Raw genomic sequence first — 23,680 nt, 5'->3', positions numbered from 1 at the left:
CCCTGGTCGGGGGGCCGGGCCCCGTGTCATCCTCAAGACCAGGTTCCCCGCCGCGCGGCGGCGCGGGAAGCACGACGCGGCGCCCGGCCCGGCCGGTCGCCCCAGACGACCGAGGAGCACCCCCATGCCACAGTCCACCCTCTACTGGATCATCGCGGCGATCATCGTCGTGCTGCTGATCCTGATCATCCTCTCGGTGATCGCCTCCCGCCGTCGTCGCGAGGCCGAGGCCGAGGCCGCCGAGACCCGGCTCGAGCGTCGGGGTGTCACCGCGGACACCGCGGGTGAGCAGGCGGCCGCCCCCGCGGCCCCGACCCGCCTCTCCCGCCTGGACGAGGTGGTGGCAGAGAAGGACGCGCGCCCCGCAGCCGCGGTGAAGCCCGCCGGGGGTATGGCTGCGTTCGACACCGCCGCGGCGGACCGCGAGACCGACGAGTCCGTCGCCGGCGTGGCCGGCGGGGCGGGGGTGACCGTGGACCAGCACGACGCCCCGAGCACCGAGGCCGCCGCTGAGACCCACCGTCGCGATGCCGCGGTTCCGGCCACCCGGGGCACTCTGCGCCCCGCCGCGGCGGCGCCGAGCACGGCGCGCGAGACGGACACCGTGGGCCTGGGCGCGGCCGGTGTGGCCGGCGGCTCCGGCGTCACCCTGGACGAGCAGACGCCCGCGGCCGACGTCCCGGCGACCCCGGCCTCCCCGTCCCCGGTGACCGAGACCCCCGCCCCGGCGGCACCGGCCGCCGAGGCTCCGCAGCACAGAAGCCACCTCACCCCGGCTCCCGAGCACGTGCACGGGACCGTCCCCGCCGCCGAGGTCGCCACCGAGCACACCCCCACCAAGGAGTTCGCCACGGACGCGATCCCCGTCCCTCAGGGCGAGCACCTCGAGACGCACACGGTCGCCACCACCGCGCACGGCTCGGTCACCGTCGTGGCCACCGAGTCGTACCAGGCCCAGCAGAACGGCGCCGACGGGGCGGAGCGCTCGGCCGCCGGGTCCCTGCGCATCGACGGCACGCCCGGGGTGCCCGGTCGCGTGGCGGAGGCGGACCGCGAGCCGGCGCGCACCGATGACCACCGCGCGGACGTCGCGCAGCCGGCGGCGGTCGAGCCCGCGGCTGAGCGCCCGTCCCTCGAGGCCGCGGCCGAGCGCCCGTCCCTCGAGGCCACCCCGGCCACCCGACGGGCCGAGGCCCCGGAGACCCACGCCGGCACCACGCCGGCCACGCCCCTGGGCGGCGCCCCGGAGCTGGATCCGACCGCGGCCTCGTCCGGCCGTGCGGAGGACGCCACTCCGGCGACCCGCCGCGAGGCCCGCGCCGCGCAGTCGGCGGCAGCCGCCGGGACCGGCGCGCCGACGTCGTCGACGCCCACGACCGTGGCCCCGGACACCTCCACCTCCTCCGCCCCCACGGATGAGGAGCCCGCCGAGGACGACACCGAGGGCGCCGCCCTCCCGGACCTGCGGGCGGACCGCGACGAGACCCGAGCCTCGGACGCCGAGGGTGAGTCGAAGCTGGCCCAGGTCGGCGCCGTGGCGGCCTCCGCGTTCGAGACCGTGCGTGACAAGGTCGCCGTCCCGCTGCGGGACAACGTGGCCGTGCCCGCCAAGGACACGGTCGTGAAGGTGGTCAAGGACAAGCTGTCCCAGGCGCAGGAGCGCCGCTGGGGCAAGCGTTGACCGGCACAACCGCCCCACGACGACGGCGGCCGCCCCCTCGTGTGAGGGAGCGGCCGCCGCGCGTTCAGCGGAGCCCGCGCGGGCGCCCGCCGGGGGAAGGAGCCGTCAGATGCGGGCCTCGCCGCCGGCCTCGACGCCCGGGATGCCGTCGCCCTCGTGGCGCTTGACCTCGTCCTCGATGCGCTGGCCGATCGTGGCGTCCACGTTCTTCCAGTACTCGAAGGCGCGGGCCTGGACGTCCTGGCGGACGCCCTTCAGCGCGCCGGCCACGGTCTCCACGAAGTCCTCGCGCTCCTGGGCCGAGAAGACCTCGCGGACGAGGGTGCCGGCCTGGCCGAAGTCGTCGTCGTCCGCGCGCAGGGCCTGGGCCTCGCGGGTCAGGGTGCCGTCGGCCTCCCAGCCGTCGTCCACCGGGCCGGTCTCGTCCGACCAGGAGTCGCCGTTGGAGTTCGGCGCGTAGGTGGAGCGGTCGCCGGTGTGGTCGTACCACATCTGGCCGTCGAAGGCGTAGTTGTGCACCGCGTTCTTGGGACGGTTCACCGGCAGCTGGTTCACGTGGGCGCCCACGCGGTACAGCTGGGCGTCGTGGTACGCGAAGGCGCGGCCCAGGAGCATGCGGTCCGGGGAGAGGCCGATGCCCGGCACGGTGTTGCTCGGGCTGAACGCGGCGGACTCGATCTGCGCGAAGTGGTTCTCCGGGTTGCGGTTCAGGGTCAGCGTGCCGACCTTGATGCGCGGGTAGTCCTTCTTGGAGATCGTCTTCGTCAGGTCGAAGGGGTTGAACCGGTAGGTCTTGCCCTCCTCGTAGGGGATCGCCTGGATGTAGAGGTCCCACTTGGGGTGGTCGCCCTTGGCGATGGACTCGAACAGGTCCTGGCGGTGGAAGTCGGCGTTCTCGCCGGCGATCTTGGTGGCCTCGTCGTTCGAGAGGCCGTGCACGCCCTGCTGGGAGATGAAGTGGTACTTCACCCAGTGCTTCTCGCCCTGGGCGTTGACCCACAGGTAGGTGTGGGAGCCGTAGCCGTTCATCTCACGCCAGGTGCGGGGCAGGCCGCGCGGGCCCATCAGGTAGGTCACCTGGTGCGCCGACTCGGGGTTGTTGGTCCAGAAGTCCCACTGCATGGTGGCATCGCGCAGGCCGGAGTCCGGCAGACGCTTCTGCGAGCGGATGAAGTGGGTGAACTTCATCGGGTCGCGCAGGAAGAAGATCGGGGTGTTGTTGCCGACGATGTCGTAGTTGCCCTCCTCGCTGTAGAAGCGCAGCGCGAAGCCGCGCACGTCGCGCCAGGTGTCCGGGGAGCCGAGCTCGCCGGCCACGGTGGAGAAGCGCAGGAGGGTCTCAGTCTTCGTGCCCGGCTGGAACACGAGGGCCTTGGTGTACTTCGACACGTCCTCGGTCACCTCGAACTCGCCGAAGGCGCCGGAGCCCTTGGCGTGCGGGCGGCGCTCCGGGATGTTCATGCGGTTGAAGTGCTGGTGGGTCTCCAGCAGGTGGGTGTCGTGCAGGACGATGGGCCCCTCGCTGCCCACGGTCAGGGACTGGCGGTCGCTGACGGCCGGGGCGCCGTTCTGGCGGGTGGAACCGGTCGCGTGCGGGGTCGTCTTCTGGTACTCCGTCATGGAACTCTCCTTCGTCGATCGACGTCGGCCGCGCACCGATCGGCGCGGTGGGCGGCGTCATCCCCGATCTTGGCATATTTCTGAATCAGTCAAAAGAACCGGGTGCCGGGGTCGGTCGCCGGGGCCGCGGGCCGCCGTCGCGCAGGACCGACGACGGCGCCTGGTCACTAGGATGGAGGGCACCGGAGCCTTCCGGCCGCACAGACCCCCGTTCGAAGGGAACCCCCGTGACGCAGACGCCCGACATCAACACCCAGCCCCTCGCCGAGGTGGACCCGGAGATCGCCGCGGCGCTCGCGGACGAGCTCGGCCGCCAGCGGGGCACGCTCGAGATGATCGCCTCGGAGAACTTCGTGCCGCGCGCCATCCTCGAGACGCAGGGCTCGGTGCTGACCAACAAGTACGCGGAGGGCTACCCGGGCCGCCGCTACTACGGCGGCTGCGAATTCGTGGACGTGGCCGAGAACCTGGCCATCCAGCGCGCCAAGGACCTGTTCGGCGCCGAGCACGCCAACGTCCAGCCGCACGCCGGCGCTCAGGCCAACGTGGCCGTGATGACCTCGCTGCTGGACCACGGGGACACGATGATGGGCCTGTCCCTGGCGCACGGCGGCCACCTGACGCACGGCATGAAGCTGAACTTCTCCGGCAAGAACTACAGCATCGCCGCGTACGAGGTGGAGCCGGACACCCACCGCATCGACATGGACAAGGTGCGCGAGAAGGCCCTCGAGGCCCGGCCGAAGGTGATCGTGGCCGGCTGGTCCGCCTACCCCCGTCAGCTCGACTTCGCCGCCTTCCGCTCGATCGCGGACGAGGTCGGCGCCCGGCTCTGGGTGGACATGGCCCACTTCGCCGGCCTCGTGGCCGCCGGCCTGCACCCGAACCCGGTGCCGCACGCCGACGTCGTCTCCTCCACCGTGCACAAGACCCTCGCCGGCCCCCGTTCGGGCTTCATCCTCTCCACCGAGGAGCTGAAGAAGAAGATCGACTCCGCCGTGTTCCCGGGCCAGCAGGGCGGCCCGCTGATGCACGCGATCGCGGGCAAGGCCGTGGCCTTCAAGATCGCCGGCTCCGCGGACTTCAAGGAGAAGCAGGAGCGCACCCTGGCCGGCGCGCAGATCCTGGCCGAGCGCCTGACCGCCCCGGACATGGCCGAGCACGGCATCTCGGTGCTCACCGGCGGCACGGACGTGCACCTGGTCCTGGTGGACCTGCGCGAGTCTCAGCTGGACGGCAGGCAGGGCGAGGACATCCTGCACGAGGTCGGCATCACCGTGAACCGCAACTCGGTGCCGTGGGACCCGCGTCCGCCGATGACCACCTCCGGCCTGCGCATCGGCACCCCCGCGCTGGCCTCCCGCGGCTTCGGCGAGGCCGAGTTCCGCGAGGTGTCCGACGTCATCGCCGAGGCGCTGAAGCCGAGCCCGGACGTGGAGGCGCTGCGCGCCCGCGTCGTGAAGCTCACCGAGGACTTCCCGCTGTACGACGGCCTCGAGGGCTGGTGAGCCGCCGATGACCGCGAAGGTCCTGGACGGCAAGGCCACCGCCGCCGCGATCAAGGAGGAGCTGCGCGGCCGCGTGGCCGCCCTCGCCGAGCGCGGGCACACCCCCGGCCTCGGCACCCTGCTCGTGGGTGAGGACGCCGGCTCGCAGAAGTATGTGGCGGGCAAGCACCGCGACTGCGCCGAGGTGGGCATCGAGTCCATCCAGCGTGAGCTGCCCGCGGACGCGACGGAGGAGCAGATCCTCGACGTCGTGCGCGAGCTGAACGAGGACCCGGCCTGCACGGGCTACATCGTCCAGCTGCCGCTGCCGAAGCACGTGGACACCCAGAAGGTGCTCGAGGCCATCGACCCGGACAAGGACGCGGACGGCCTGCACCCCATGAACCTGGGGCGGCTCGTGGCCTCGGTCGGCGGCGAGCTGGACTCGCCGCTGCCGTGCACCCCGGCCGGCTGCGTCGAGCTGCTGCGCCACCACGGTGTGGGGCTGGCCGGCAAGCACGTGCTCGTGATCGGCCGCGGCGTGACCATCGGCCGGCCCGCCGGCCTCGTGTTCACCCGCCGCGAGGTCAACGCCACCGTGACCCTGGCCCACACCGGCACCACGAACCTCGACGAGCTGCTGGCGAGCGCCGACGTCGTGATCGCCGCCGCCGGCTCCGCCCACATGGTGAAGCCGGAGCAGGTCAAGGAGGGCGTGATCGTCCTGGACGTGGGCGTCTCCCGCGTGACCGGGGAGGACGGGACGTCGCGCGTCCTGGGCGACGTGGACCCGGCCGTGAAGGAGAAGGCGGCCTGGATGGCGCCGAACCCGGGCGGCGTCGGGCCGATGACCCGCGTCATGCTGCTGGCGAACGTCGTCGAGGCCGCCGAGCGTGCCGCCGACGGCGAGGACTGGGCCGGGGAGCGGGCCGGAGCCTGACCTCTCCCACTCCCGCGACCAACCCTGCGATATGGCCCCCATCCACCCCGGATGGGGGCCATATCGCAGGGTTCGTCGCCGAGGGGGCGGCGCGCGTCCGGGCGGGTGGTGCGCCTATGCTGTCGCCTTGTGAGTCACACCACTCTGCACGCGTCCCCCGGCGACGCCTCCGTCATCCGTGCCCGTGGGCTGCGCAAGCAGTACGGCGAGTTCCACGCCGTGAAGGGCATCGACCTGGACGTGCGTCCCGGCGAGTGCTTCGGCCTGCTCGGCCCCAACGGCGCGGGCAAGTCCACCACCATGCGCATGCTCGCGGGCACCTCGCAGCGCACCGCGGGCGAGCTGACCATCCTGGGCATCGACCCGGAGGAGGACGGGCCGGCCGTCCGTGCGCGCCTGGGCGTGGTGCCGCAGCAGGACAACCTGGACGAGGAGCTCACCGCCCGGGAGAACATCCTGATCTACGGCCGCTACTTCGGCCTGCCCTACTCATACCTGCGGCCCAAGGCCGAGGAGCTGCTGGCCTTCGCCCAGCTCACCGAGAAGGCGGACGCCAAGGTCACCGACCTCTCCGGCGGCATGAAGCGCCGGCTCGTGATCGCCCGCGCCCTGGTCAACGAGCCGGCCCTCTTCCTCCTCGACGAGCCCACCACGGGCCTGGACCCGCAGGCCCGCCACATCCTGTGGGACCGCCTCTACCGGCTCAAGGAACGCGGCACCACGCTGCTGCTGACCACGCACCACATGGACGAGGCGGAGCAGCTGTGCGACCGGCTCGTCGTCGTCGACGGCGGCGAGATCATGGCCGCCGGCACCCCCGCCGAGCTCATCCGCGAGCACGCCTCCCGTGAGGTCCTCGAGGCGCGCTTCGGCGCGGACCGCAACGAGGCCGCGGCCCGCACCGTCCAGGCCCACGCGGGTGACGGCGTCGTGCACCGCGTCGAGGTCCTCCCGGACCGCGTCCTCGTCTACGCCCGACGCGCGGACGACCTGCACGACGTCGTGCAGCGCCTCGTCGACGAGGGCGCCCTGCCCGCCCCCGCCACCACGCTGACCCGCCGCGCGAGCCTCGAGGACGTGTTCCTCATCCTCACCGGCCGCACCCTGGTGGACTGACCCGTGCCGTCCCCCACCACGACGACGACCCCCGGCCCCGCCTCGCCCGGCCCGCGGTCCGGGACCTCGGCTCCGTCCGCCACGCCCGCCGAGCCGCTGCGCCCGCCGGTCACCGCGGCGGCGTCCGCGGAGCGTGTGAGGCGCCGCGGCGTCCTGCTCTACGCCGAACACCAGCTGCGGAACATGCGTCGCTACGGCGCGGTGCTGCTCGTCGGGGCGCTCGGCGAGCCCGTGCTCTACCTGCTGGCCATGGGCCTGGGCCTGGCCCAGCTCATGGGCGGGGGGATGCCGCAGGACGCCCTGGGCGGGGTCTCCTACGTCGCGTTCATCGCCCCGGCGCTGCTGGCCTCGGGCGCGCTGATGACCGCGTCCGTCGAGTTCTCCTACCCGGTGATGGGCGGGTTCCAGTGGCAGCGCACGTACTACGCGGCGCAGGCCACTCCGCTGTCTCCGGCGCAGATCGCCCTGGGCCACCTCGCGGCCGTGAGCCTGCGGTTCGTGTTCCAGGCCGCCGTGTTCCTGCTGGTGATGCTGGCGTTCGGCGTGGTCTCGAGCCCGTGGGCGTGGGTGCAGGTCCTCACCGCCACGCTCGGCGGGCTCGCCGTCGGCGCGCCGATCATGGCGTTCGCGGCCTCCCTGAAGGAGGACAAGGGCCAGTTCGCCACCCTGCAGCGGCTCGTGGTCATGCCCCTGTTCCTGTTCTCCGCCACCTTCTACCCGCTCGAGGCGCTGCCGGTGTGGCTGCGCTGGATCGGCTGGCTCTCCCCGCAGTGGCATGCCGCCCAGCTCGGCCGCGTGCTCTCCTACGGGATGGTCGAGCCGGCCTGGCTCACCGTGGTGCACGTGGCGTTCCTGCTGGCCCTCGCGCTCGGCGGGGCCTGGCTCGCGGTGCGGATCTACACGCGCCGCCTCGGCTGGGTCCGCGGCACCCCGGACCGCGACGCCGTCACGGCCGCCCGTCGCGACCGTGCCCCGCGCCTGGGCCGCCGTGCCCCGCGCCTGGGCCGCCGTGCCGCGCGCACCGGGGCCGCCCGCGCCGACGTCGCACCCGCCGCCGCGCAGGCGGACCCGGCTGCGCCGTCGTCCTCGGTGGTGCGGGAACACGCCGTCGCCGTGCCGCCCCTGCCCGAGATCCCCGTCCGCCGCGGCCCGCTGGCCGGCGCGTACTCGGGCAACGTGCGCGCGGTGATGGAGCGGGCGTTCCTCTCCCTGAAGTCCAACAACTGGGTGGTGTTCTTCTCCGGGTTCTTCGAGCCCGTGCTCTACCTGGCCTCCCTGGGGCTCGGGCTCGGTGCGCTGGTCGGCGACGTGGCCGGCCCGGATGGCACCCCCGTCCCGTACGGCATGTACCTCGCCCCCGCACTGCTGGCGGTCTCGGCGATGAACGGCGCCATCTACGACTCCACGTGGAACGTGTTCTTCAAGCTGCGCTACGCGAAGACGTACCAGACCATGCTCTCCACGCGGCTGGGCCCGCTGGACGTGGCACTCGGGGAGATCGCGATGGCACTGCTGCGCGGGCTGATCTACGCGGTCGGCTTCCTGATCGTCATGACCGTGGCCGGTCTCGTCACCTCGTGGACGGCGCTGCTCATGATCCCCGGCGCCCTGCTCGTGGCGCTGGGCTTCGCCTCCCTCGGCATGGCGGTGACGAGCTGGATGAAGACGTTCCAGCACATGGACTGGGTCCAGATCGTGCTGATGCCCATGTTCCTGTTCTCGGCCACGTTCTTCCCGCTCGCGGTCTACCCGGAGCCGATCCAGTGGGTGATCCGCGTGTTCCCGCTGTGGCACGCGGTGGAGATGATGCGCGCGCTCGCGGTGGGGGCGCTGAGCTGGGCGACCGCCGGCCACGTTCTCTACTTCGTGGTGATGGCCGGCGTCGGGGTGTGGCTCGCCGCCCGCCGGCTCGGCGCGCTGTTCCTGCGCTGAGGCCCCCGCGGGCCGGTCAGGCCGCGCGCACCGCGCGGCGCCGCCGGACCACGTCCAGGGCCGCGACCACGGCGGTGAGCGCCCAGCACACGGCCACCATGCCCATGGCGGTCGAGGCCGCGTGCGCGTACGCCGCGGCCGACGGTGGCCCGGCGCTCTCGGCTGCGGCGCCGGCCAGGGCCGCGAAGAACGCGCCCGTCACCACGGACAGGCCCAGGGCGGTGCCGAGGCGCTGCGCCGTCTGGGCGACGCCGCCGGCCGCCCCCGCCTCGTGGCCGGCGACGTCGTCCATCATCAGCACCTGCGTGCTGGTGAGCAGCAGGGCCTGCGAGGCCGACTGCACGATCAGCCCCACCCCCACGATCCACGGCGACCACGCGCCGGCCGCGCTGCGCTCGAACGCGAGCGCGAGCACCCCCAGCGACACGAGGCCCACCAGAGCGCCGAGCAGCACGAGCACGGGCCCGCGCCGCTGCACCATCGAGCCCACCCACGGGGACAGAGAGGCCACGACGACGGCGCCGGGCAGACCCACGAGGCCGGCCTCGAGCGGCGTGAACCCCATGCCGCGCTGCAGGAAGATCGCCACGATCGCGAACACCGCCGGCATGGTGGCCAGGTAGATCGTGGACTCGAGCGCGCCGATCGTGAAGGACGGCCGCCGGAACAGGGCCGGGTCCACCATGGGCTGCACGCCGGTGGCCGACGCCCGGGCCTTCACGCGCTTCTCCCACAGCCACCACGCCGTCACGAGCGCGGCGGCGAGCACCAGCAGCCAGGCGGTGCCCGGGACGATGAACGGCACCATGAGGCTCACCCCGCCGGCGCCGAGCAGCAGGGCGCCCACCGGGTCCAGTGCGGCGATCCCGCGCGGGCCGGGGGCGGCGGGCAGGCCGTGCACGCGGGTGGGCGGCGGCAGCCAGAGGGCACCCATCGCGACGGCGGCCAGGCCCACGGGCACGTTCATGAGGAACGTGGAGCGCCAGCCCCACTCGGGGCCGAACGCGCCGAGGAACAGCCCGCCGAGCAGGGGCCCCACGGCCACGCCGAGGCCCACCACGGTGCCGAAGAGCCCGTAGGCCCGCCCGCGGGCGCGGCCGTGGAAGTTCGACTGGATGAACCCGATGACCTGGGGGTTGAACACGCCCGCGCCCAGGCCCGTGAGCAGGCGCCCCGCGTTGAGCAGCAGGGTGTCCCCGGCCAGGCCGGAGAGCAGGGAGCCGAGCATGTACAGCGTGATGCCCGCCAGGAACAGGCTCTTGCGCCCCCACAGGTCGCCGGCGCGGCCCGCGGCCACGAGCACGGTGCCGAACGTCAGCGTGTACCCCGCCAGCACCCACTGCAGATCCGCGCTCGTGGCGTCCAGGCCCGACTCGATGGCCGGCAGCGCCACGTTCACCACGGACACGCTCATCAGCGCGAGGAAGAGCGGCATGAGCAGTGCGGTGAGGATGCGGCGCTGGTCAGGGGTGAAGGCCCCGGACGCGGGGTCGGCGGGGTGCGGGGGGCGGGGGGTCATCGCCTCAGGATAGGCGCCGACGCGGGCCGCCCGATTCGGAGCGCACCCCACGATGCGGGATGATGGAGGGCAGACCCCACGAGCCCCTCCGGAGGAGCACCCATGTCCCAGTCCCTGACCCCCGGTCCCGACGGCGCGCGCCGCGGCCCCCGCGCCGGCCTGCGCGTGGGATCGCTCGGCTTCGTCGCGATGATCGTCATCCTGATCGTGGCGATCATCTTCGCCGCGAACCAGAACGACGTGATCGGGTGGCTCGTGGTCGCGGTCGCCGCCGGCTGGCTCGTGTTCGCGGTGGTCGTGTACCTGCAGATGCGCCGCGGCGTCCGGGCCGCGGGCCGCAAGGTGGACACCGCCATGCAGAACGCCCGCGCCGACGTCGCCGCCCTGCGCGGCCGTGACGCCGACGCCGCAGCCCCCGCGGTGGTCCCGCCGGCACCGGCCGCGGACCCCCTGCGGGACACCAAGCTGGACCACTCGTTCAAGATCGCCCAGGTGCAGGTGCGCGTGGTGCGCGAGCAGCTCGCCGCGGGCGAGGGCATGGACCGCGAGATGGTGGACCGCGCCCTGGAGACCATCGACATCACGGCCTCCAACGCCCGCGACATGATCAAGGAGTCCCGGGCCGGCGGCGCCGAGGGCCCGGTGAGCGGGACGGTGATCGGCTGATGACGGCGCTGCCCGAGAAGGACCCCGTCACCGGGAAGTACCCCGAGCCCGCCGAGGGCGAGCCCGTGGTGCACGCCAACGCCGGGGCGCCCAAGGCCGACGGCGCCGTGCGCGTGGCCACCGTGAACGTCAACGGCATCCGCGCCTCGCACCGCAAGGGCATGCGCGAGTGGTTCGCCGGCCGCGGCGTGGACGTGCTCACCCTCCAGGAGGTGCGCGCCCCCGCGGACGTCACGGCGCAGCTGGTCCGCGAGATCGTGGGCGAGGACTGGGACGAGGTGCACCTGGCGGACGCCGTGGCCGCCGCCAAGGGGCGGGCCGGTGTCGCGATCGCCTCGCGGTTCCCGCTCGGCGAGGTCCGCACCGGCATCGCCGACGCCGACGGGTACTTCGACGACGCCGGCCGCTGGATCGAGGCCGACCTGCGCCTGCCGGACGGCTCGCCGCTGACCGTGGTCTCGGCGTACGTGCACTCGGGCGAGGTCGACACCCCGAAGCAGGTGGACAAGTACCGGTTCCTCGACGAGATGGTCCGCCGCCTCTCCGAGCTGGCCGCGGGGGAGGGGCACGCCCTCGTCACGGGCGACCTCAACGTGGGCCACACCGAGCTGGACATCAAGAACTGGAAGGGCAACGTGAAGAAGGCCGGCTTCCTGCCCGAGGAGCGCGCCTACTTCGACCGGTTCTTCGGCGAGCTCGGCTTCACGGACGTGCACCGCGCCCTCGCCGGACCGGTGCCGGGCCCGTACACGTGGTGGTCCATGCGCGGCAAGGCCTTCGACAACGACGCCGGCTGGCGCATCGACTACCACATGGCGACCGCGGGCCTGGCCGAGCGGGCGACGACCGCCGTCGTGGACCGCGCCCCCAGCTGGGGCACCCGCTTCTCCGACCACGCCCCGCTCGTGGTCGACTACCAGTTCTGACCGTGCAGGAGAGACCCGAGGCTGAGATGACCATGAAGAAGAACTCCGTGCAGGACGTCCTGGCCCAGGACGCCGCCGCCACCGCCCACCTGGCCGGCGCGTCCGCCCGGCACCGCGTGCTCTCCGGCATGCAGCCCTCGGCGGACTCCCTCCACCTGGGCAACTACCTCGGCGCCCTCGTGAACTGGGAGCGCACCCAGGCCGACTTCGAGGCTTTCTTCTTCATCCCCGACCTGCACGCCATCACCGTGCCGCAGGACCCGGCAGCCCTGGCGGAGCGCACGCGGGTGGCTGCCGCGCAGTTCATCGCCGGCGGCATCGACCCCGAGCGCTCCACGCTGTTCGTCCAGTCCCAGGTGCCCGAGCACGCGCAGCTGGCGTGGGTGCTGACCTGCATGACCGGCATGGGCGAGGCCATGCGGATGACCCAGTTCAAGGACAAGTCCGCCAAGCAGGGCGCGGACGCGGCCGGCGTCGGCCTGCTCGCGTACCCCATGCTCATGGCCGCGGACATCCTGCTCTACCAGCCGCATGGCGTGCCCGTGGGCGACGACCAGCGCCAGCACGTGGAGCTCACCCGCGACCTCGCCCAGCGCTTCAACCACCGCTACGGCGAGACGTTCGTGGTGCCCACCGGCTTCTACCCGGAGACCGGCGCGCGCATCTACGACCTGCAGGACCCCACGTCGAAGATGTCCAAGTCCGCGGCGTCCCCGAACGGGCTCATCAACATCCTCGAGGAGCCGAAGAAGACCGCCAAGAAGATCAAGTCAGCGGTCACCGACGACGGCACCGAGGTGCGCTTCGACCGCGAGGCCAAGCCCGGCGTCTCCAACCTGCTGACCATCCTCTCCGCGGTGTCCGGGACGCCGATCCCGCAGCTCGAGGAGGAGTTCGTCGGCAAGATGTACGGGCACCTCAAGGTCGCGGTGGCGGACGCCGTCGTCGAGCGCCTGGCCCCCGTGCGCGAGCGCGCCCTCGCGCTGCTGGACGACCCCGCCGAGCTCGACCGCATCCTCGCCGCCGGCGCCGAGAAGGCCCGCGCCGTGGCCACCCCCGTGCTCGAGGACGTCTACGCCAAGGTCGGCTTCCTGCCGCCGCTGCGCTGAGCCGGGCCGCACCGGCCCCGCGGCCTCCCGACGACGGCCCGCGCCCCCGACCTGCGGGGGACGCGGGCCGTCGTGTTCTCCGACTCGAGGTGGAGGCGGCGGCGCGTGCGCGGCTGTCAGGATGGAGGCACTGCCTCCGCTCCTGCCGCCGTGGGGGCGTGCCCCACCGACAGAGGAGTGCCGGAGCCATGTCCACCGCAGTCGCGACCCCCGGGGTCGCCGAGGTCCCGCCCGGGGCCGAACCCGTCCTGGAGACGGAGAACCTCGTCAAGGTCTACGGCCGCGGGGCGTCCCGCTTCGACGCGCTGAAGGGCATCACCCTGCAGATCCAGCGCGGCGAGTCCCTGGCCGTCGTCGGCAAGTCCGGCTCCGGCAAGTCCACCCTGATGCACCTGCTGGCGCTGCTGGACCAGCCCTCCGCCGGCGTGGTGGCGATGGACGGCCGTCCCGTCTCCCAGCTCAAGGCCGCGGAGATCTCCCAGCTGCGCAACGAGCGGTTCGGCTTCGTGTTCCAGCAGTTCTTCCTGAACCCGAACCAGACGGTCCTGGAGAACACCGTGCTGCCGCTGAAGATCGCCGGCGTGGGCCGGGCCGAGCGCACCCGCCGCGGCATGGCGGTGCTCGAGCGGCTCGAGCTCGCGGACAAGGCGAAGAACAAGGCCACGGACCTCTCCGGCGGCCAGAAGCAGCGCGTGTGCATCGCCCGCGCGCTCGTGAACAACCCGACGGTGCTGTTCGCGGACGAGCCCACGGGCAACCTGGACTCCGCCACCTCGGCGGCCGTGGAGGACATCCTCTTCGGCCTGCACCGCGACGAGGGCATCACCCTCGTGGTGGTCACGCACGACGACGACCTGGCCGCGAAGTGCGACCGTCGCGTCGAGCTGCAGGACGGCGTGGTCATCGCCGACGAGCGCGTCGGCACCGAGCGGGACGGAGCGCGGGCATGAAGGTCACCGACGTCGCGGGCACGGCGCTCGCCAACACGATGCGCTCCAAGCTGCGCACCTTCCTCACCGTCGTCGCGATCGTGATCGGCGCATTCACGCTGACCCTCACCACGGGGCTCGGCGCGGGCATCAACAAGTACGTGGACAACGTGGTCGAGGGCTTCGGCCAGCCCGGCGAGCTGACCGTGATGAAGCAGCAGGACATGTCCTCGGCCGGGGCGGTGAGCGGTTCGCCCCAGGAGTACACGGAGCAGGACGCCGCCGGAGGCGAGATGTTCGGCATGCCGCTGCTCACCCAGGAGGACCTCGCCGCGATCGAGGACACCGAGCACGTCACCGAGGTGAAGACCTATCGGGTGGCCGAGCCGGAGTACATCCAGGGCCCGGACGACCGCAAGTGGCAGACCGGCTTCATGGGCAGCTCCGGTGAGATCGACATGCTCACCTTCGCCGCCGGCCGTGCCCCCGAGGCCGGCGCCGCGGAGATCGTCATGCCCGAGTCGTGGGTGGAGGACCTGGGCGCCAGCGACGCCGAGGACCTGATCGGCACGGAGCTGACCGTCGTGGCGGCGACCCCGCTGCAGGAGCAGAAGTCCGTGAAGGCCACCGTGGTCGGTGTGACGAAGGCGGCCGCGTCCGGTGCGGGGACCGCCCCGACGCCGTCGGAGTCGCTGGAGCAGGCGATCTACGACATCACGACGGAGGGCCTGCCGGAGTCCCAGCGGGACACCTACTTCCAGGCCACGGCGATCGTGGAGGATCCGGAGGCCAACGAGGACGCCGTGAAGCAGGCGCTGGCCGACCAGGGCCTGCTGGCGCAGACCCTCGAGGAGCAGCTCGGCGTGATCCGCGGCATCATCGACGCCGTCACGTGGGTGCTCACCGGCTTCGCACTCATCGCACTGCTCGCCGCCAGCTTCGGCATCATCAACACCCTGCTCATGGCGGTGCAGGAGCGCACCCGGGAGATCGGCCTCATGAAGGCCCTCGGCATGACCGGCGGGAAGATCTTCGGCCTGTTCACCATGGAGGCCGTCGTGATCGGCCTGCTCGGCTCGCTGATCGGCATCGGCCTGGGCGTCGCCGTCGGACTCATCGCGAACCAGGTGCTGACCACCGGCCCCCTCAGCGGCGTCACCGGCCTGGTCCTGTTCGCGGTCAACCCCCTCGCCCTGCTGCTGATCCTGCTGCTGATCGTGGCCATCGCGTTCATCGCCGGCACCTTGCCCGCCCTGCGTGCGGCCCGCAAGGATCCCATCGAGGCACTGCGGCACGAGTGATCCTGCCGCCGCGCCCGTCATCACCACCACCCGCACCCCCGACACCGAGGAGCACACCATGACCACCGATCGACCGAACCCGAACCCGGAGCAGCCCGCCGTGGGCTCCCGCTACGGCACGCAGCCCTACGCGGCCCCGGGCTACGGCGCCCAGCCGGGCAGCCCGTACGGCATCGTCCCGGAGCCGGCCGCGTTCCCCGCGCTCCTGACGCTGACGCTCACGTCGCTCGCGCTGTACGTGCTGTCCTCCCTGCCGGCTCTGTTCGGCGGCGAGGAGAGCATCGAACGCATGCGGGACTCCCTTCGCCAGAGCGGCCTCACCCCCGAGCAGGTGGAGGAGATCGCGCCTGTCGTGGGCGCCTCCGTGACGGTGGGCACGATCATCGTCCTGCTCATCGGCGTGGCCCTGTACGCCCTGGTGTACTTCAACCTCCGCGGGGCCAAGAACTGGGCCCGCATCCTCGGCATCGTCGTCGCGATCCTGGGCACCCTCAGCGCCGTCGGCGGCATCTTCTCCTTCGTGACCTTCCCCGGCATCGGCGGCGTCCTGGCCTCCGTGCTGAGCCTGGCGCTGGTGATCGTGAACATCCTGTGGCTGGTCAAGGCCTTCAACCCGCAGGTCGCGGCCTACACCCGTCAGGGCCGCCACGCCTGATCCCGACGCCGTTCGCCGGCGGCGAGTCCGGGGTCGCCAGCCCTCGCCCCGGCGTCGGCCGGCGGAGACCATGGCGACATGGCCTCCGATCATCGACCCCCGCATCCCGTGTCCCCCCACCCCGACGACCTGGACGGCGGCGGGCGGCCCGTGGTGGGCCCGGATGAGGCGCGGCGGCGCATCGCCGGGCACTCCGGCCCGGACGCCCGCCCGCTGATCCGCCCCGACGCCCGCACCCCCGGCGTGTTCCGGGCGCTGCTCGGACTGACGGTCGCGTCCGCGGTCCTCTACGCCGCGTCGATCCTGCGCAACCTCCTCCCGGGCGCGGCCCAGGACATCGCGGACTCGCTGCCCGAGGGCAGCGCGCAGTCGCCCGCGATGACCGCCGAGGCGATCGAGGGCGCCCTCACCGGCAGTGTCTGGTTCGCGACCCTGCTGGGTCTGGCGGTCTACGCGATTGTCCTCGTCGGCCTGACCCGGCACAGCAACACGGCGCGCATCATGGGTGCCCTGTTCGCCTCGATCGCCATCTTCGTGACGCTGCTGGGGGCCATCCGCCTGTTCGTCTTCCCCGCCGGGGACGTGGTGCTGCCCCTGGTCCTGGGCGGGCTGTTCGCGCTCGTGAACGCGGCCTGGCTCGTGTGCGCCTTCAACCCGGGCCTCGCGACGACCTTCCTGCGCCGCCGGGCATGATGGGGGCATGCACCCCCTCGACGACGATCCCCACGAGACCACGGACCCCGCCCCCGATCTCGCGTCGCTGCGTCCCCTGCGCCTGTTCCAGACCGTCACGGCCGTCACGGGCGCACTGAGCGCGGCCGGCATGGGGGGCGTGCTCGCGCTGCAGTCGACGCCCGGCTACGCCCGCGCCGTGCTGGAGGCGCGCTCCTGGGGCGCGAGCGAGGTCACCGACGCCGACGTCGCCGCGTTCCTCACCCCGGCGGGGGCGTGGCCGGTGGCCGCCGCGGCGGTGGTCGTCCTGACCCTGGTGCTCCTGGCCGGCATCACCCGCCGCATCCGGGTCGTGCGCCCCGTGGGGAGCGTGCTCGTGGTGCTGGGGATGCTCACGGCGGCCTTCTGGATGGTCGACGGTGGACGGATGGTGCAGGACGGGGGAGGGGGGCCGGTCGTGCTGGGTGCCGTCGTCGGGATGCTCGTGTCCAGCGCGGTGTGGCTGCGTGTGGCACACCGGCGGGAGACGCGCGACGCCTTCGACGTCTGAGCTCGCCCCGCCTCCGACTCCGCCTCCGGTCCCGCCCGTCCCCACGCCGAGGCCCGCAGACACGCCGCTACGCCGGTCCGGTGACGGCGCGTCTGCGGGCCTCGGCGGGAGGGGCACCACGCACGACGACGGCGGCCCGCCTCCTCGAGGTGAGGAGACGGGCCGCCGTCGTGGTGCGGGGGATCAGAACTGGCGGGCCAGGATGGCCCGCTTCACCTCGGAGATCGCCTTGGTCACCTGGATGCCGCGGGGGCACGCGTCGGTGCAGTTGAAGGTCGTGCGGCAACGCCACACGCCCTCCTTGTCGTTCAGGATCTCCAGGCGCATGTCGCCGGCCTCGTCACGCGAGTCGAAGATGAACCGGTGCGCGTTGACGATGGCGGCCGGGCCGAAGTACTGGCCGTCCGTCCAGAACACCGGGCAGGACGAGGTGCACGCGGCGCACAGGATGCACTTCGTGGTGTCGTCGTAGATCGCCCGGTCGGCCTGGGACTGGTAGCGCTCCTTGGTGGGCGCGTGGCCCTCGGCGACCAGGAATGGCATGATCTCGCGGTAGGACTGGAAGAACGGGTCCATGTCCACGATCAGGTCCTTCTCCACCGGCAGGCCCTTGATGGGCTCCACCAGGATGGGCTTGGACAGGTCGAGGTCCTTCAGGAGCGTCTTGCAGGCCAGGCGGTTGCGGCCGTTGATGCGCATGGCGTCGGAGCCGCACACGCCGTGGGCGCAGGAGCGGCGGAACGACAGGGTGCCGTCGTGGTCCCACTTGACCTTGTGCAGGGCGTCCAGCACGCGGTCGGTGCCGTACATGGTCAGGCGCCACTCGTCCCAGTAGGACTCCTCGGAGGACTCCGGGAGGTAGCGGCGGACCTTGAGCACGATGTCGAAGCTCTCGACCTCGCCTGCGCCGCCACCGGCGGACTGGGTCTGCGCCTGGGCCACGGGGGCCTCGGTCTCGGTTGCTGAGTGGCTCATCAGTACTTACGCTCCATCGGCTGGTAACGGGTCACGACGACGGGCTTGGTCTCGAAGCGGATGCCCTTGACGCCCTCCATCTCCGCGGTCTCGTCACGGTAGATCATGGTGTGCGCCATGAAGTTCTCGTCGTCGCGGTCGGGGTAGTCCTCGCGGTAGTGCCCGCCGCGGGACTCCTTGCGGCCCAGGGCCGCGAGGGTCATCGCCTCGGCGATGTCCAGGAGGTAGCCCAGCTCCATGCCCTCGAGCAGGTCGAGGTTGAAGCGGCGGCCCTTGTCCTGGACGGACACGTTCTCGTAGCGCCCGCGCAGCTCCTCGATCTTGGCCAGTGCGCGGCGGATCGAGTCCTCGTCGCGGAAGACCTGCATGTCCGCGTCCATCGACTCCTGGAGCTCGGCGCGGATGTCCGCGACGCGCTCGGAGCCGGTGGCGGAGCGCAGGTTCTCGATGTGCTCCACGGTCGGCAGCTCGCCGCCCTCGGGCAGCTCCACCCAGTCCGCCTGCGCGGCGTACTCGGCGGCGTAGATGCCGGCGCGGCGGCCGAACACGTTGATGTCCAGCAGCGAGTTGGTGCCCAGGCGGTTGGACCCGTGCACGGACACGCAGGCCACCTCGCCGGCGGCGTACAGGCCCGGCACGACGGTGTCGTTGTCCTGGAGGACCTCGGCCTTGATGTTCGTGGGGATGCCGCCCATGAAGTAGTGGCAGGTGGGGAACACCGGCACCGGCTCCGTGTAGGGCTCGACGCCCAGGTACGTGCGGGCGAACTCGGTGATGTCCGGGAGCTTCTCGTCGATGTGCGAGGGCTCCAGGTGCGTCAGATCGAGCAGCACGTAGTCCTTGTTGGGACCGGCGCCGCGGCCCTGACGGACCTCCTCGGCCATGGACCGGGCCACGATGTCGCGCGGGGCGAGGTCCTTGATGGTGGGGGCGTAGCGTTCCATGAAGCGCTCGCCGTCCGCGTTGCGGAGGATGCCGCCCTCGCCGCGCGCGGCCTCGGAGAGCAGGATGCCCAGGCCGGCCAGGCCGGTCGGGTGGAACTGCACGAACTCCATGTCCTCCAGCGGCAGGCCCGCGCGGTAGGCGATGGCCATGCCGTCGCCGGTGAGGGTGTGGGCGTTCGAGGTGGTCTTGTACACCTTGCCGGCGCCGCCGGTGGCGAAGATGACCGACTTGGCCTGGAAGACGTGGATCTCGCCGGTGGCCAGCTCGTAGGAGACGACGCCGGCGGTGCGCTTCTGCTTGTAGGCGGTGCCGTCCTCGCGCACGGCGTCCTCCTCCACCAGCAGCAGGTCGAGCACGTAGAACTCGTTGAAGAACTCCACGTTGTGCTTGACGCAGTTCTGGTACAGCGTCTGGAGGATCATGTGGCCGGTGCGGTCCGCGGCGTAGCAGGCGCGGCGCACGGGCGCCTTGCCGTGGTCACGGGTGTGGCCGCCGAAGCGGCGCTGGTCGATCTTGCCCTCGGGGGTGCGGTTGAAGGGCAGGCCCATCTTCTCGAGGTCCAGCACCGCGTCGATGGCCTCCTTGGCCATGACCTCCGCGGCGTCCTGGTCCACGAGGTAGTCGCCGCCCTTGACGGTGTCGAACGTGTGCCACTCCCAGTTGTCCTCCTCGACGTTGGCGAGGGCCGCGCACATGCCGCCCTGGGCCGCGCCGGTGTGGGAACGCGTGGGGTAGATCTTGGTGAGGACGGCGGTGTGCGCGCGCTGACCGGCCTCGATGGCCGCGCGCATGCCCGCGCCGCCGGCGCCGACGATCACCACGTCGTACTTGTGCACCTGCATTCAGGTCTCTCTTTCTGGGTGTCTGTGACGCGGCGGCCGCTCGGGCCGGCCGCACCGCAGGGTGAGCGTTTCCGAGGTCAGCCGCAGAAGGCCGGGGAGCCCTCGAGCAGGGCGCCGGAGGCGTCCACCATGCAGGGATCGAAGGTGAAGATCACCAGGGTGCCGAGGATGATGATCACGGCCGTGGCGATGTACAGGATCATCGTCAGCCAGAAGCGGGCGCTGCCGCGACGGGTGTAGTCGTTGATGATCGTGCGCACGCCGTTGGCGCCGTGCAGCATGGCCAGCCACAGGAGGGCCAGGTCCCAGAACTGCCACAGCGGGTGCGCCCACTTGCCGGCCACGAAGCCGAAGTCGATGGCGTGGATGCCGTCGCCCACCAGCAGGTTGGTGGTCAGGTGCACGGCGATCAGCACGACGAGGAAGACGCCCGAGATGCGCATGAACAGCCAGGCGAGCATCTCGAAGTTGCCGCGGCCGCCGCCGTCGCGCGTGTACTTGGGGTCCAGACGGCGGCTGCGGGGCGCCGCGATGGTGGTCTCAGCGGTGGTGCTCATGGCTCAGTGACCTCCGAGTGCGAGGCTGAAGTGACGGATGGCGAAGCCCAGGGTCAGGACGACCCACAGCCCCAGCACGATCCACAGCAGGGTCTTGTGGTGCTGGGTGCCGCCCTTCCAGAAGTCGACCAGGATGATGCGCAGGCCGTTCAGGGCGTGGAAGATGATCGCCGCGACGAGGCCGGCCTCGCCGAGCGCGAAGTACCACGTCTTGTACGAGCCGATCACGGCGTTGTAGGCCTCGGGGGAGACCCGGACCAGGGCCGTGTCCAGCACGTGGACGAGCAGGTAGAAGAAGATGACGACGCCGGTGACGCGGTGGCCCACCCAGGACCACATGCCGCCGTGGCCCCGGTACAGGGTTCCGCGGCCGTTCTTGGCCGGGGCCTGCGCAGTGGCGCTAGACACGGTTGATACCTCCAGGGGGAATGCACGATCCCGGTCCTCCGCCGTGGGACGACGACGGGCAGGGGCGTGTGCGAGTGGATTCCTCCACCTAGGGTAGACCCTTCCCGCGCCTCCGTGCCCGACCGGGACCCGGGCGACCACTGTGACGCGTGCGGCGCCCCGCCGCCGTCCTGTTCGGTCTGGGCTGTGCCCCGCCTGGGACGCGTCGAGTGGTCCCCCGTCCGGACGGTTCCGTAGTCTGGCCCGGTGAGCACCGATCCGAACCTGACCGATGCCCCGCGCGAGGCCGCGCCGGGCACGGCCCTGTCCCGCTTCCACGCCGTGATCCCCGCCGGGGGCGTGGGCACCCGCCTGTGGCCCCTCTCGCGGGCCGCCGCGCCGAAGTTCCTCCACGACCTCACCGGCTCGGGCCAGACCCTGATCCGTGCCACGTGGGACCGTCTGGCGCCCCTGGCCGCGGGCATGCTCGTGGTGACCGGGGAGGCCCACCGGGAGGCGGTGTGCACGCAGCTGCCGGCCCTGGCGGAGACGGATCTGGTGCTCGAGCCCTCGCCCAAGGACTCCGCGGCCGCCATCGGCCTGGCCGCGGCGATCCTCTCCCTGCGCGACCCGGACACGATCATGGGCTCGTTCGCGGCGGATCAGGTGATCTCCCCGGTGGAGGTCTTCCAGGACGCGGTGCGGCAGGCCGTCGAGACGGCGGCCACGGGTCGGATCGTGACCATCGGCATCGAGCCCACGCACGCGGCCACGGGCTTCGGCTACATCCGCCGGGGCCGCCGCCTCCGCGTGGCCGGCGCCCCGGACGCGCACGACGTCGCCGCGTTCGTGGAGAAGCCGGACCTGAAGGTCGCCCAGCAGTACGTGAAGTCCGGCCGCTACCTCTGGAACGCGGGCATGTTCGTGGCGCCCGTGGGCCTCATGCTGGCCCACCTCGAGGAGAACGAGCCCGCGCTGCACGCCGGCCTGATGGAGATCGCCCGCGCGTGGGAGACGCCGGAGCGGGACGAGGTCATGGCCCGGGTGTGGCCCGAGCTGACGAAGACCGCCATCGACTACGCCGTGGCCGAGCCCGCCGCCGCCGTCGGCGACGTGGCCGTGATCCCCGGCTCCTTCACGTGGGACGACGTGGGGGACTTCGCGGCGATCGCCCGCCTGAACCCGGTCAAGGACGCCTCCGGCATCACGGTGATCGGCGACACCCCGCGCGTGTACTCGGACGACGCGTCCGGCGTCGTGGTGACGGACACGAAGCGCGTCATCGCGCTGATCGGCATCGAGGACGTCGTCGTGGTGGACACCGAGGACGCGCTGCTGGTCACCACCACGGAGCACGCCCAGGAGGTCAAGAAGGCCGTCGAGGCGCTCAAGGCCGAGGGCGTGGACGAGGTCCTCTGACCGCGTCCCCGGCGGGGTCCGGCCCGCACCGACCGGCACCCCCGGAGTAGGGTGCTGGGCCATGACCACCTCCGACTCCGTGCTGACCGGGCCCCGTCCGACCTCCGTCCCCTCGGTGGGCCCCGTGGTGGCCGAGCTCGAGGACGAGATCGTGTCCTTCCGCCGGGACCTGCACCGGCATCCCGAGCTCTCCTATGAGGAGTACCGCACCACCGACCGCATCGTGGAGCTGCTCTCCGGCTACGGGCTCTCGCCCGTGCGGATGGAGTCCACGGGCGCCTACGTGGACGTCGGGGAGGGGCCGGTGGTGCTGGCCCTGCGCGCGGACATCGACGCGCTGCCGGTCGAGGAGGAGACCGGCCTGCCCTACGTGTCCGTCAATGACGGCGTCGCGCACGCGTGCGGCCACGACATGCACACCGCCGTCATGGCGGGTGTGGCCGTCGCCCTCGGCCGCATCCTCCGCGGGGCCACCGCCGACGCCGACCTGCGCGCGGCCGGCGAGCGGGTCCACGGCACGGTCCGCGTCATCTTCCAGCCCGCGGAGGAGCGGCTGCCCGGCGGCTCCCTGGCCGTGCTGCGCCAGGGGATCCTCGACGACGTGCCCCGCATCCTGGCGGCGCACTGCGACCCCCAGGTCGACGTCGGCTCGATCGGCACCCGCATCGGCGCCATCACCTCGGCGGCGGACACGATCCGGATCACCCTCACCGGACGCGGTGGGCACACCTCGCGGCCCCACCTCACCGAGGACATGGTCTTCGCCCTGTCCCAGATCGCCGTGAACGTGCCCGCCGTGCTCTCCCGGCGGATCGACGTGCGCTCGGCCGTCTCCGTGGTGTGGGGGCAGATCGCCGCCGGCAGCGCGCCCAACGCGATCGACAACACCGGCTACCTGGCCGGGACCATGCGCTGCCTCGACGCGGACGTGTGGGAGGAGGCCGGTGCGCTGCTCGACGAGGTGGTCCGGCAGGTCGCCGCGCCGTACGGCGTGCACGTGCAGCTCGAGCACGTGCGCGGCGTCCCGCCGGTGCACAACACCGAGGGCGAGACGGCGCTGATCGAGACCGCGGCGCGGCGGGAGCTCGGCTCCCGGGCGATCGTCCTGACCCCGCAGTCGATGGGCGGCGAGGACTTCGCCTGGATGACCCAGAAGGTGCCCGGCTCCATGCTGCGCCTCGGCACCCGGTCCCCGGGTGGCCCCATCTACGATCTGCACCGCGGGGACTACGCGCCGGACGAGCGGGCCATCGGCGTGGGCATGCGGGTCTTCACCGCCGCCGCGCTGCAGGTGCTCACGGGCGAGGACCACCACTGACCCCGTCGCCCGCCCCCGCCGGAGGGGACGGGCCAACCGTTCGGTAGACTCGCGCTCATCCGGACGGGGCCACCTGCACGGGCCCCGTCTTTCCGCGGCCACCGGCCGCGGACCTCGCACCGTGCCTTCCGAAA

At 72.3% G+C, this 23,680-nt stretch carries 21 protein-coding genes; 15 read left to right on the top strand and 6 right to left on the bottom strand.

The window, feature by feature from the left end; genetic code table 11:
* Nucleotides 1–124 precede the first annotated feature (124 nt).
* Nucleotides 125–1,681 (top strand): hypothetical protein, encoded by a 1,557-nt coding sequence (locus tag HDA34_RS04845; RefSeq protein ID WP_134377275.1) that lies wholly within the window; start codon nt 125–127, stop codon nt 1,679–1,681.
* 105 nt (nt 1,682–1,786) lie between these two features.
* Here the strand turns inward: HDA34_RS04845 and HDA34_RS04840 are convergent, their stop codons facing one another.
* Nucleotides 1,787–3,301 (bottom strand): catalase, encoded by a 1,515-nt coding sequence (locus HDA34_RS04840; RefSeq protein WP_041102947.1) that lies wholly within the window; start codon nt 3,299–3,301, stop codon nt 1,787–1,789.
* 227 nt (nt 3,302–3,528) lie between these two features.
* On the opposite strand from HDA34_RS04840, the gene glyA reads away from it, so the two are divergent.
* From glyA to HDA34_RS12105, 4 genes are all read left to right on the top strand, one after another.
* Nucleotides 3,529–4,809: a serine hydroxymethyltransferase gene (gene glyA, locus HDA34_RS04835; protein ID WP_010079361.1), complete on the top strand. Its 1,281-nt coding sequence runs from the start codon at nt 3,529–3,531 to the stop codon at nt 4,807–4,809.
* Nucleotides 4,810–4,816: 7 nt separating this feature from the next.
* Nucleotides 4,817–5,728, top strand: coding sequence for a bifunctional methylenetetrahydrofolate dehydrogenase/methenyltetrahydrofolate cyclohydrolase (locus HDA34_RS04830; protein ID WP_036338210.1), 912 nt, complete (start codon nt 4,817–4,819; stop codon nt 5,726–5,728).
* A gap of 129 nt (nt 5,729–5,857) precedes the next feature.
* Entirely contained in the window at nt 5,858–6,844 is a 987-nt protein-coding gene (locus HDA34_RS04825) for an ABC transporter ATP-binding protein (protein ID WP_036338212.1), read from the top strand.
* A 3-nt stretch (nt 6,845–6,847) separates the two neighbouring features.
* Entirely contained in the window at nt 6,848–8,776 is a 1,929-nt protein-coding gene (locus HDA34_RS12105; protein WP_053088833.1) for an ABC transporter permease, read from the top strand.
* Between the two features lie 16 nt (nt 8,777–8,792).
* Here the strand turns inward: HDA34_RS12105 and HDA34_RS04815 are convergent, their stop codons facing one another.
* Nucleotides 8,793–10,295, bottom strand: a complete 1,503-nt coding sequence (locus HDA34_RS04815; protein ID WP_233437082.1) for an MFS transporter — start codon at nt 10,293–10,295, stop codon at nt 8,793–8,795.
* 102 nt (nt 10,296–10,397) lie between these two features.
* Here HDA34_RS04815 and HDA34_RS04810 point away from each other — a divergent pair, with 102 nt between their 5' ends.
* The 8 genes from HDA34_RS04810 (at nt 10,398) to HDA34_RS04775 (ending at nt 17,103) form a co-directional block, all read left to right on the top strand.
* Nucleotides 10,398–10,961 (top strand): hypothetical protein, encoded by a 564-nt coding sequence (locus tag HDA34_RS04810; RefSeq protein ID WP_060973411.1) that lies wholly within the window; start codon nt 10,398–10,400, stop codon nt 10,959–10,961.
* Entirely contained in the window at nt 10,961–11,887 is a 927-nt protein-coding gene (locus HDA34_RS04805; protein WP_002856592.1) for an exodeoxyribonuclease III, read from the top strand. Before HDA34_RS04810 ends, HDA34_RS04805 begins: the two co-directional genes overlap by 1 nt.
* 26 nt (nt 11,888–11,913) lie before the next feature.
* Nucleotides 11,914–12,996: a tryptophan--tRNA ligase gene (trpS, locus tag HDA34_RS04800; protein WP_002856591.1), complete on the top strand. Its 1,083-nt coding sequence runs from the start codon at nt 11,914–11,916 to the stop codon at nt 12,994–12,996.
* A 188-nt stretch (nt 12,997–13,184) separates the two neighbouring features.
* On the top strand, nt 13,185–13,946 hold the full coding sequence (locus HDA34_RS04795; RefSeq protein WP_010079352.1) for an ABC transporter ATP-binding protein: 762 nt from the start codon (nt 13,185–13,187) through the stop codon (nt 13,944–13,946).
* Nucleotides 13,943–15,226: an ABC transporter permease gene (locus tag HDA34_RS04790; protein WP_134377274.1), complete on the top strand. Its 1,284-nt coding sequence runs from the start codon at nt 13,943–13,945 to the stop codon at nt 15,224–15,226. The genes HDA34_RS04795 and HDA34_RS04790 overlap by 4 nt, the downstream gene beginning before the upstream one ends.
* Nucleotides 15,227–15,284: 58 nt before the next feature.
* Nucleotides 15,285–15,881: a hypothetical protein gene (locus HDA34_RS04785; protein ID WP_134377273.1), complete on the top strand. Its 597-nt coding sequence runs from the start codon at nt 15,285–15,287 to the stop codon at nt 15,879–15,881.
* A 108-nt stretch (nt 15,882–15,989) separates the two neighbouring features.
* Nucleotides 15,990–16,574, top strand: coding sequence for a hypothetical protein (locus tag HDA34_RS04780; RefSeq protein WP_073116114.1), 585 nt, complete (start codon nt 15,990–15,992; stop codon nt 16,572–16,574).
* 7 nt (nt 16,575–16,581) lie between these two features.
* Entirely contained in the window at nt 16,582–17,103 is a 522-nt protein-coding gene (locus tag HDA34_RS04775) for a hypothetical protein (protein WP_134377272.1), read from the top strand.
* Nucleotides 17,104–17,286: 183 nt separating this feature from the next.
* Here HDA34_RS04775 and HDA34_RS04770 read toward each other — a convergent pair whose 3' ends face one another.
* The 4 genes from HDA34_RS04770 to sdhC all read right to left on the bottom strand — a co-directional run bounded on the left by HDA34_RS04770 (nt 17,287) and on the right by sdhC (nt 20,830).
* The gene (locus tag HDA34_RS04770; protein WP_010079347.1) at nt 17,287–18,078 is read right to left on the bottom strand and encodes a succinate dehydrogenase iron-sulfur subunit; all 792 of its coding nucleotides are present in this window, start codon (nt 18,076–18,078) and stop codon (nt 17,287–17,289) included.
* The gene (sdhA, locus tag HDA34_RS04765; RefSeq protein ID WP_134377271.1) at nt 18,078–19,865 is read right to left on the bottom strand and encodes a succinate dehydrogenase flavoprotein subunit; all 1,788 of its coding nucleotides are present in this window, start codon (nt 19,863–19,865) and stop codon (nt 18,078–18,080) included. The genes HDA34_RS04770 and sdhA overlap by 1 nt, the downstream gene beginning before the upstream one ends.
* 77 nt (nt 19,866–19,942) lie before the next feature.
* A complete protein-coding gene (locus HDA34_RS04760; protein WP_036314556.1) occupies nt 19,943–20,422 on the bottom strand; it encodes a succinate dehydrogenase hydrophobic membrane anchor subunit in 480 nt (159 codons plus the stop codon).
* 3 nt (nt 20,423–20,425) lie between these two features.
* A complete protein-coding gene (gene sdhC, locus HDA34_RS04755; protein ID WP_078025777.1) occupies nt 20,426–20,830 on the bottom strand; it encodes a succinate dehydrogenase, cytochrome b556 subunit in 405 nt (134 codons plus the stop codon).
* A gap of 246 nt (nt 20,831–21,076) precedes the next feature.
* Here sdhC and HDA34_RS04750 point away from each other — a divergent pair, with 246 nt between their 5' ends.
* Complete coding sequence (locus tag HDA34_RS04750) at nt 21,077–22,228, top strand: mannose-1-phosphate guanylyltransferase (protein WP_002856569.1); 1,152 nt, start codon at nt 21,077–21,079, stop codon at nt 22,226–22,228.
* 61 nt (nt 22,229–22,289) lie between these two features.
* Nucleotides 22,290–23,546 (top strand): amidohydrolase, encoded by a 1,257-nt coding sequence (locus HDA34_RS04745; protein ID WP_061866929.1) that lies wholly within the window; start codon nt 22,290–22,292, stop codon nt 23,544–23,546.
* Nucleotides 23,547–23,680: the final 134 nt, after the last annotated feature.

Origin of the sequence: Micrococcus luteus, assembly GCF_014138885.1 — a bacterium.
In the GTDB taxonomy this organism is placed as follows: Bacteria; Actinomycetota; Actinomycetes; order Actinomycetales; family Micrococcaceae; genus Micrococcus; species Micrococcus luteus.
The sequence above is the reverse complement of the archived record's forward strand: the minus strand, read 5'-3'. Positions and strand labels throughout refer to the sequence as shown.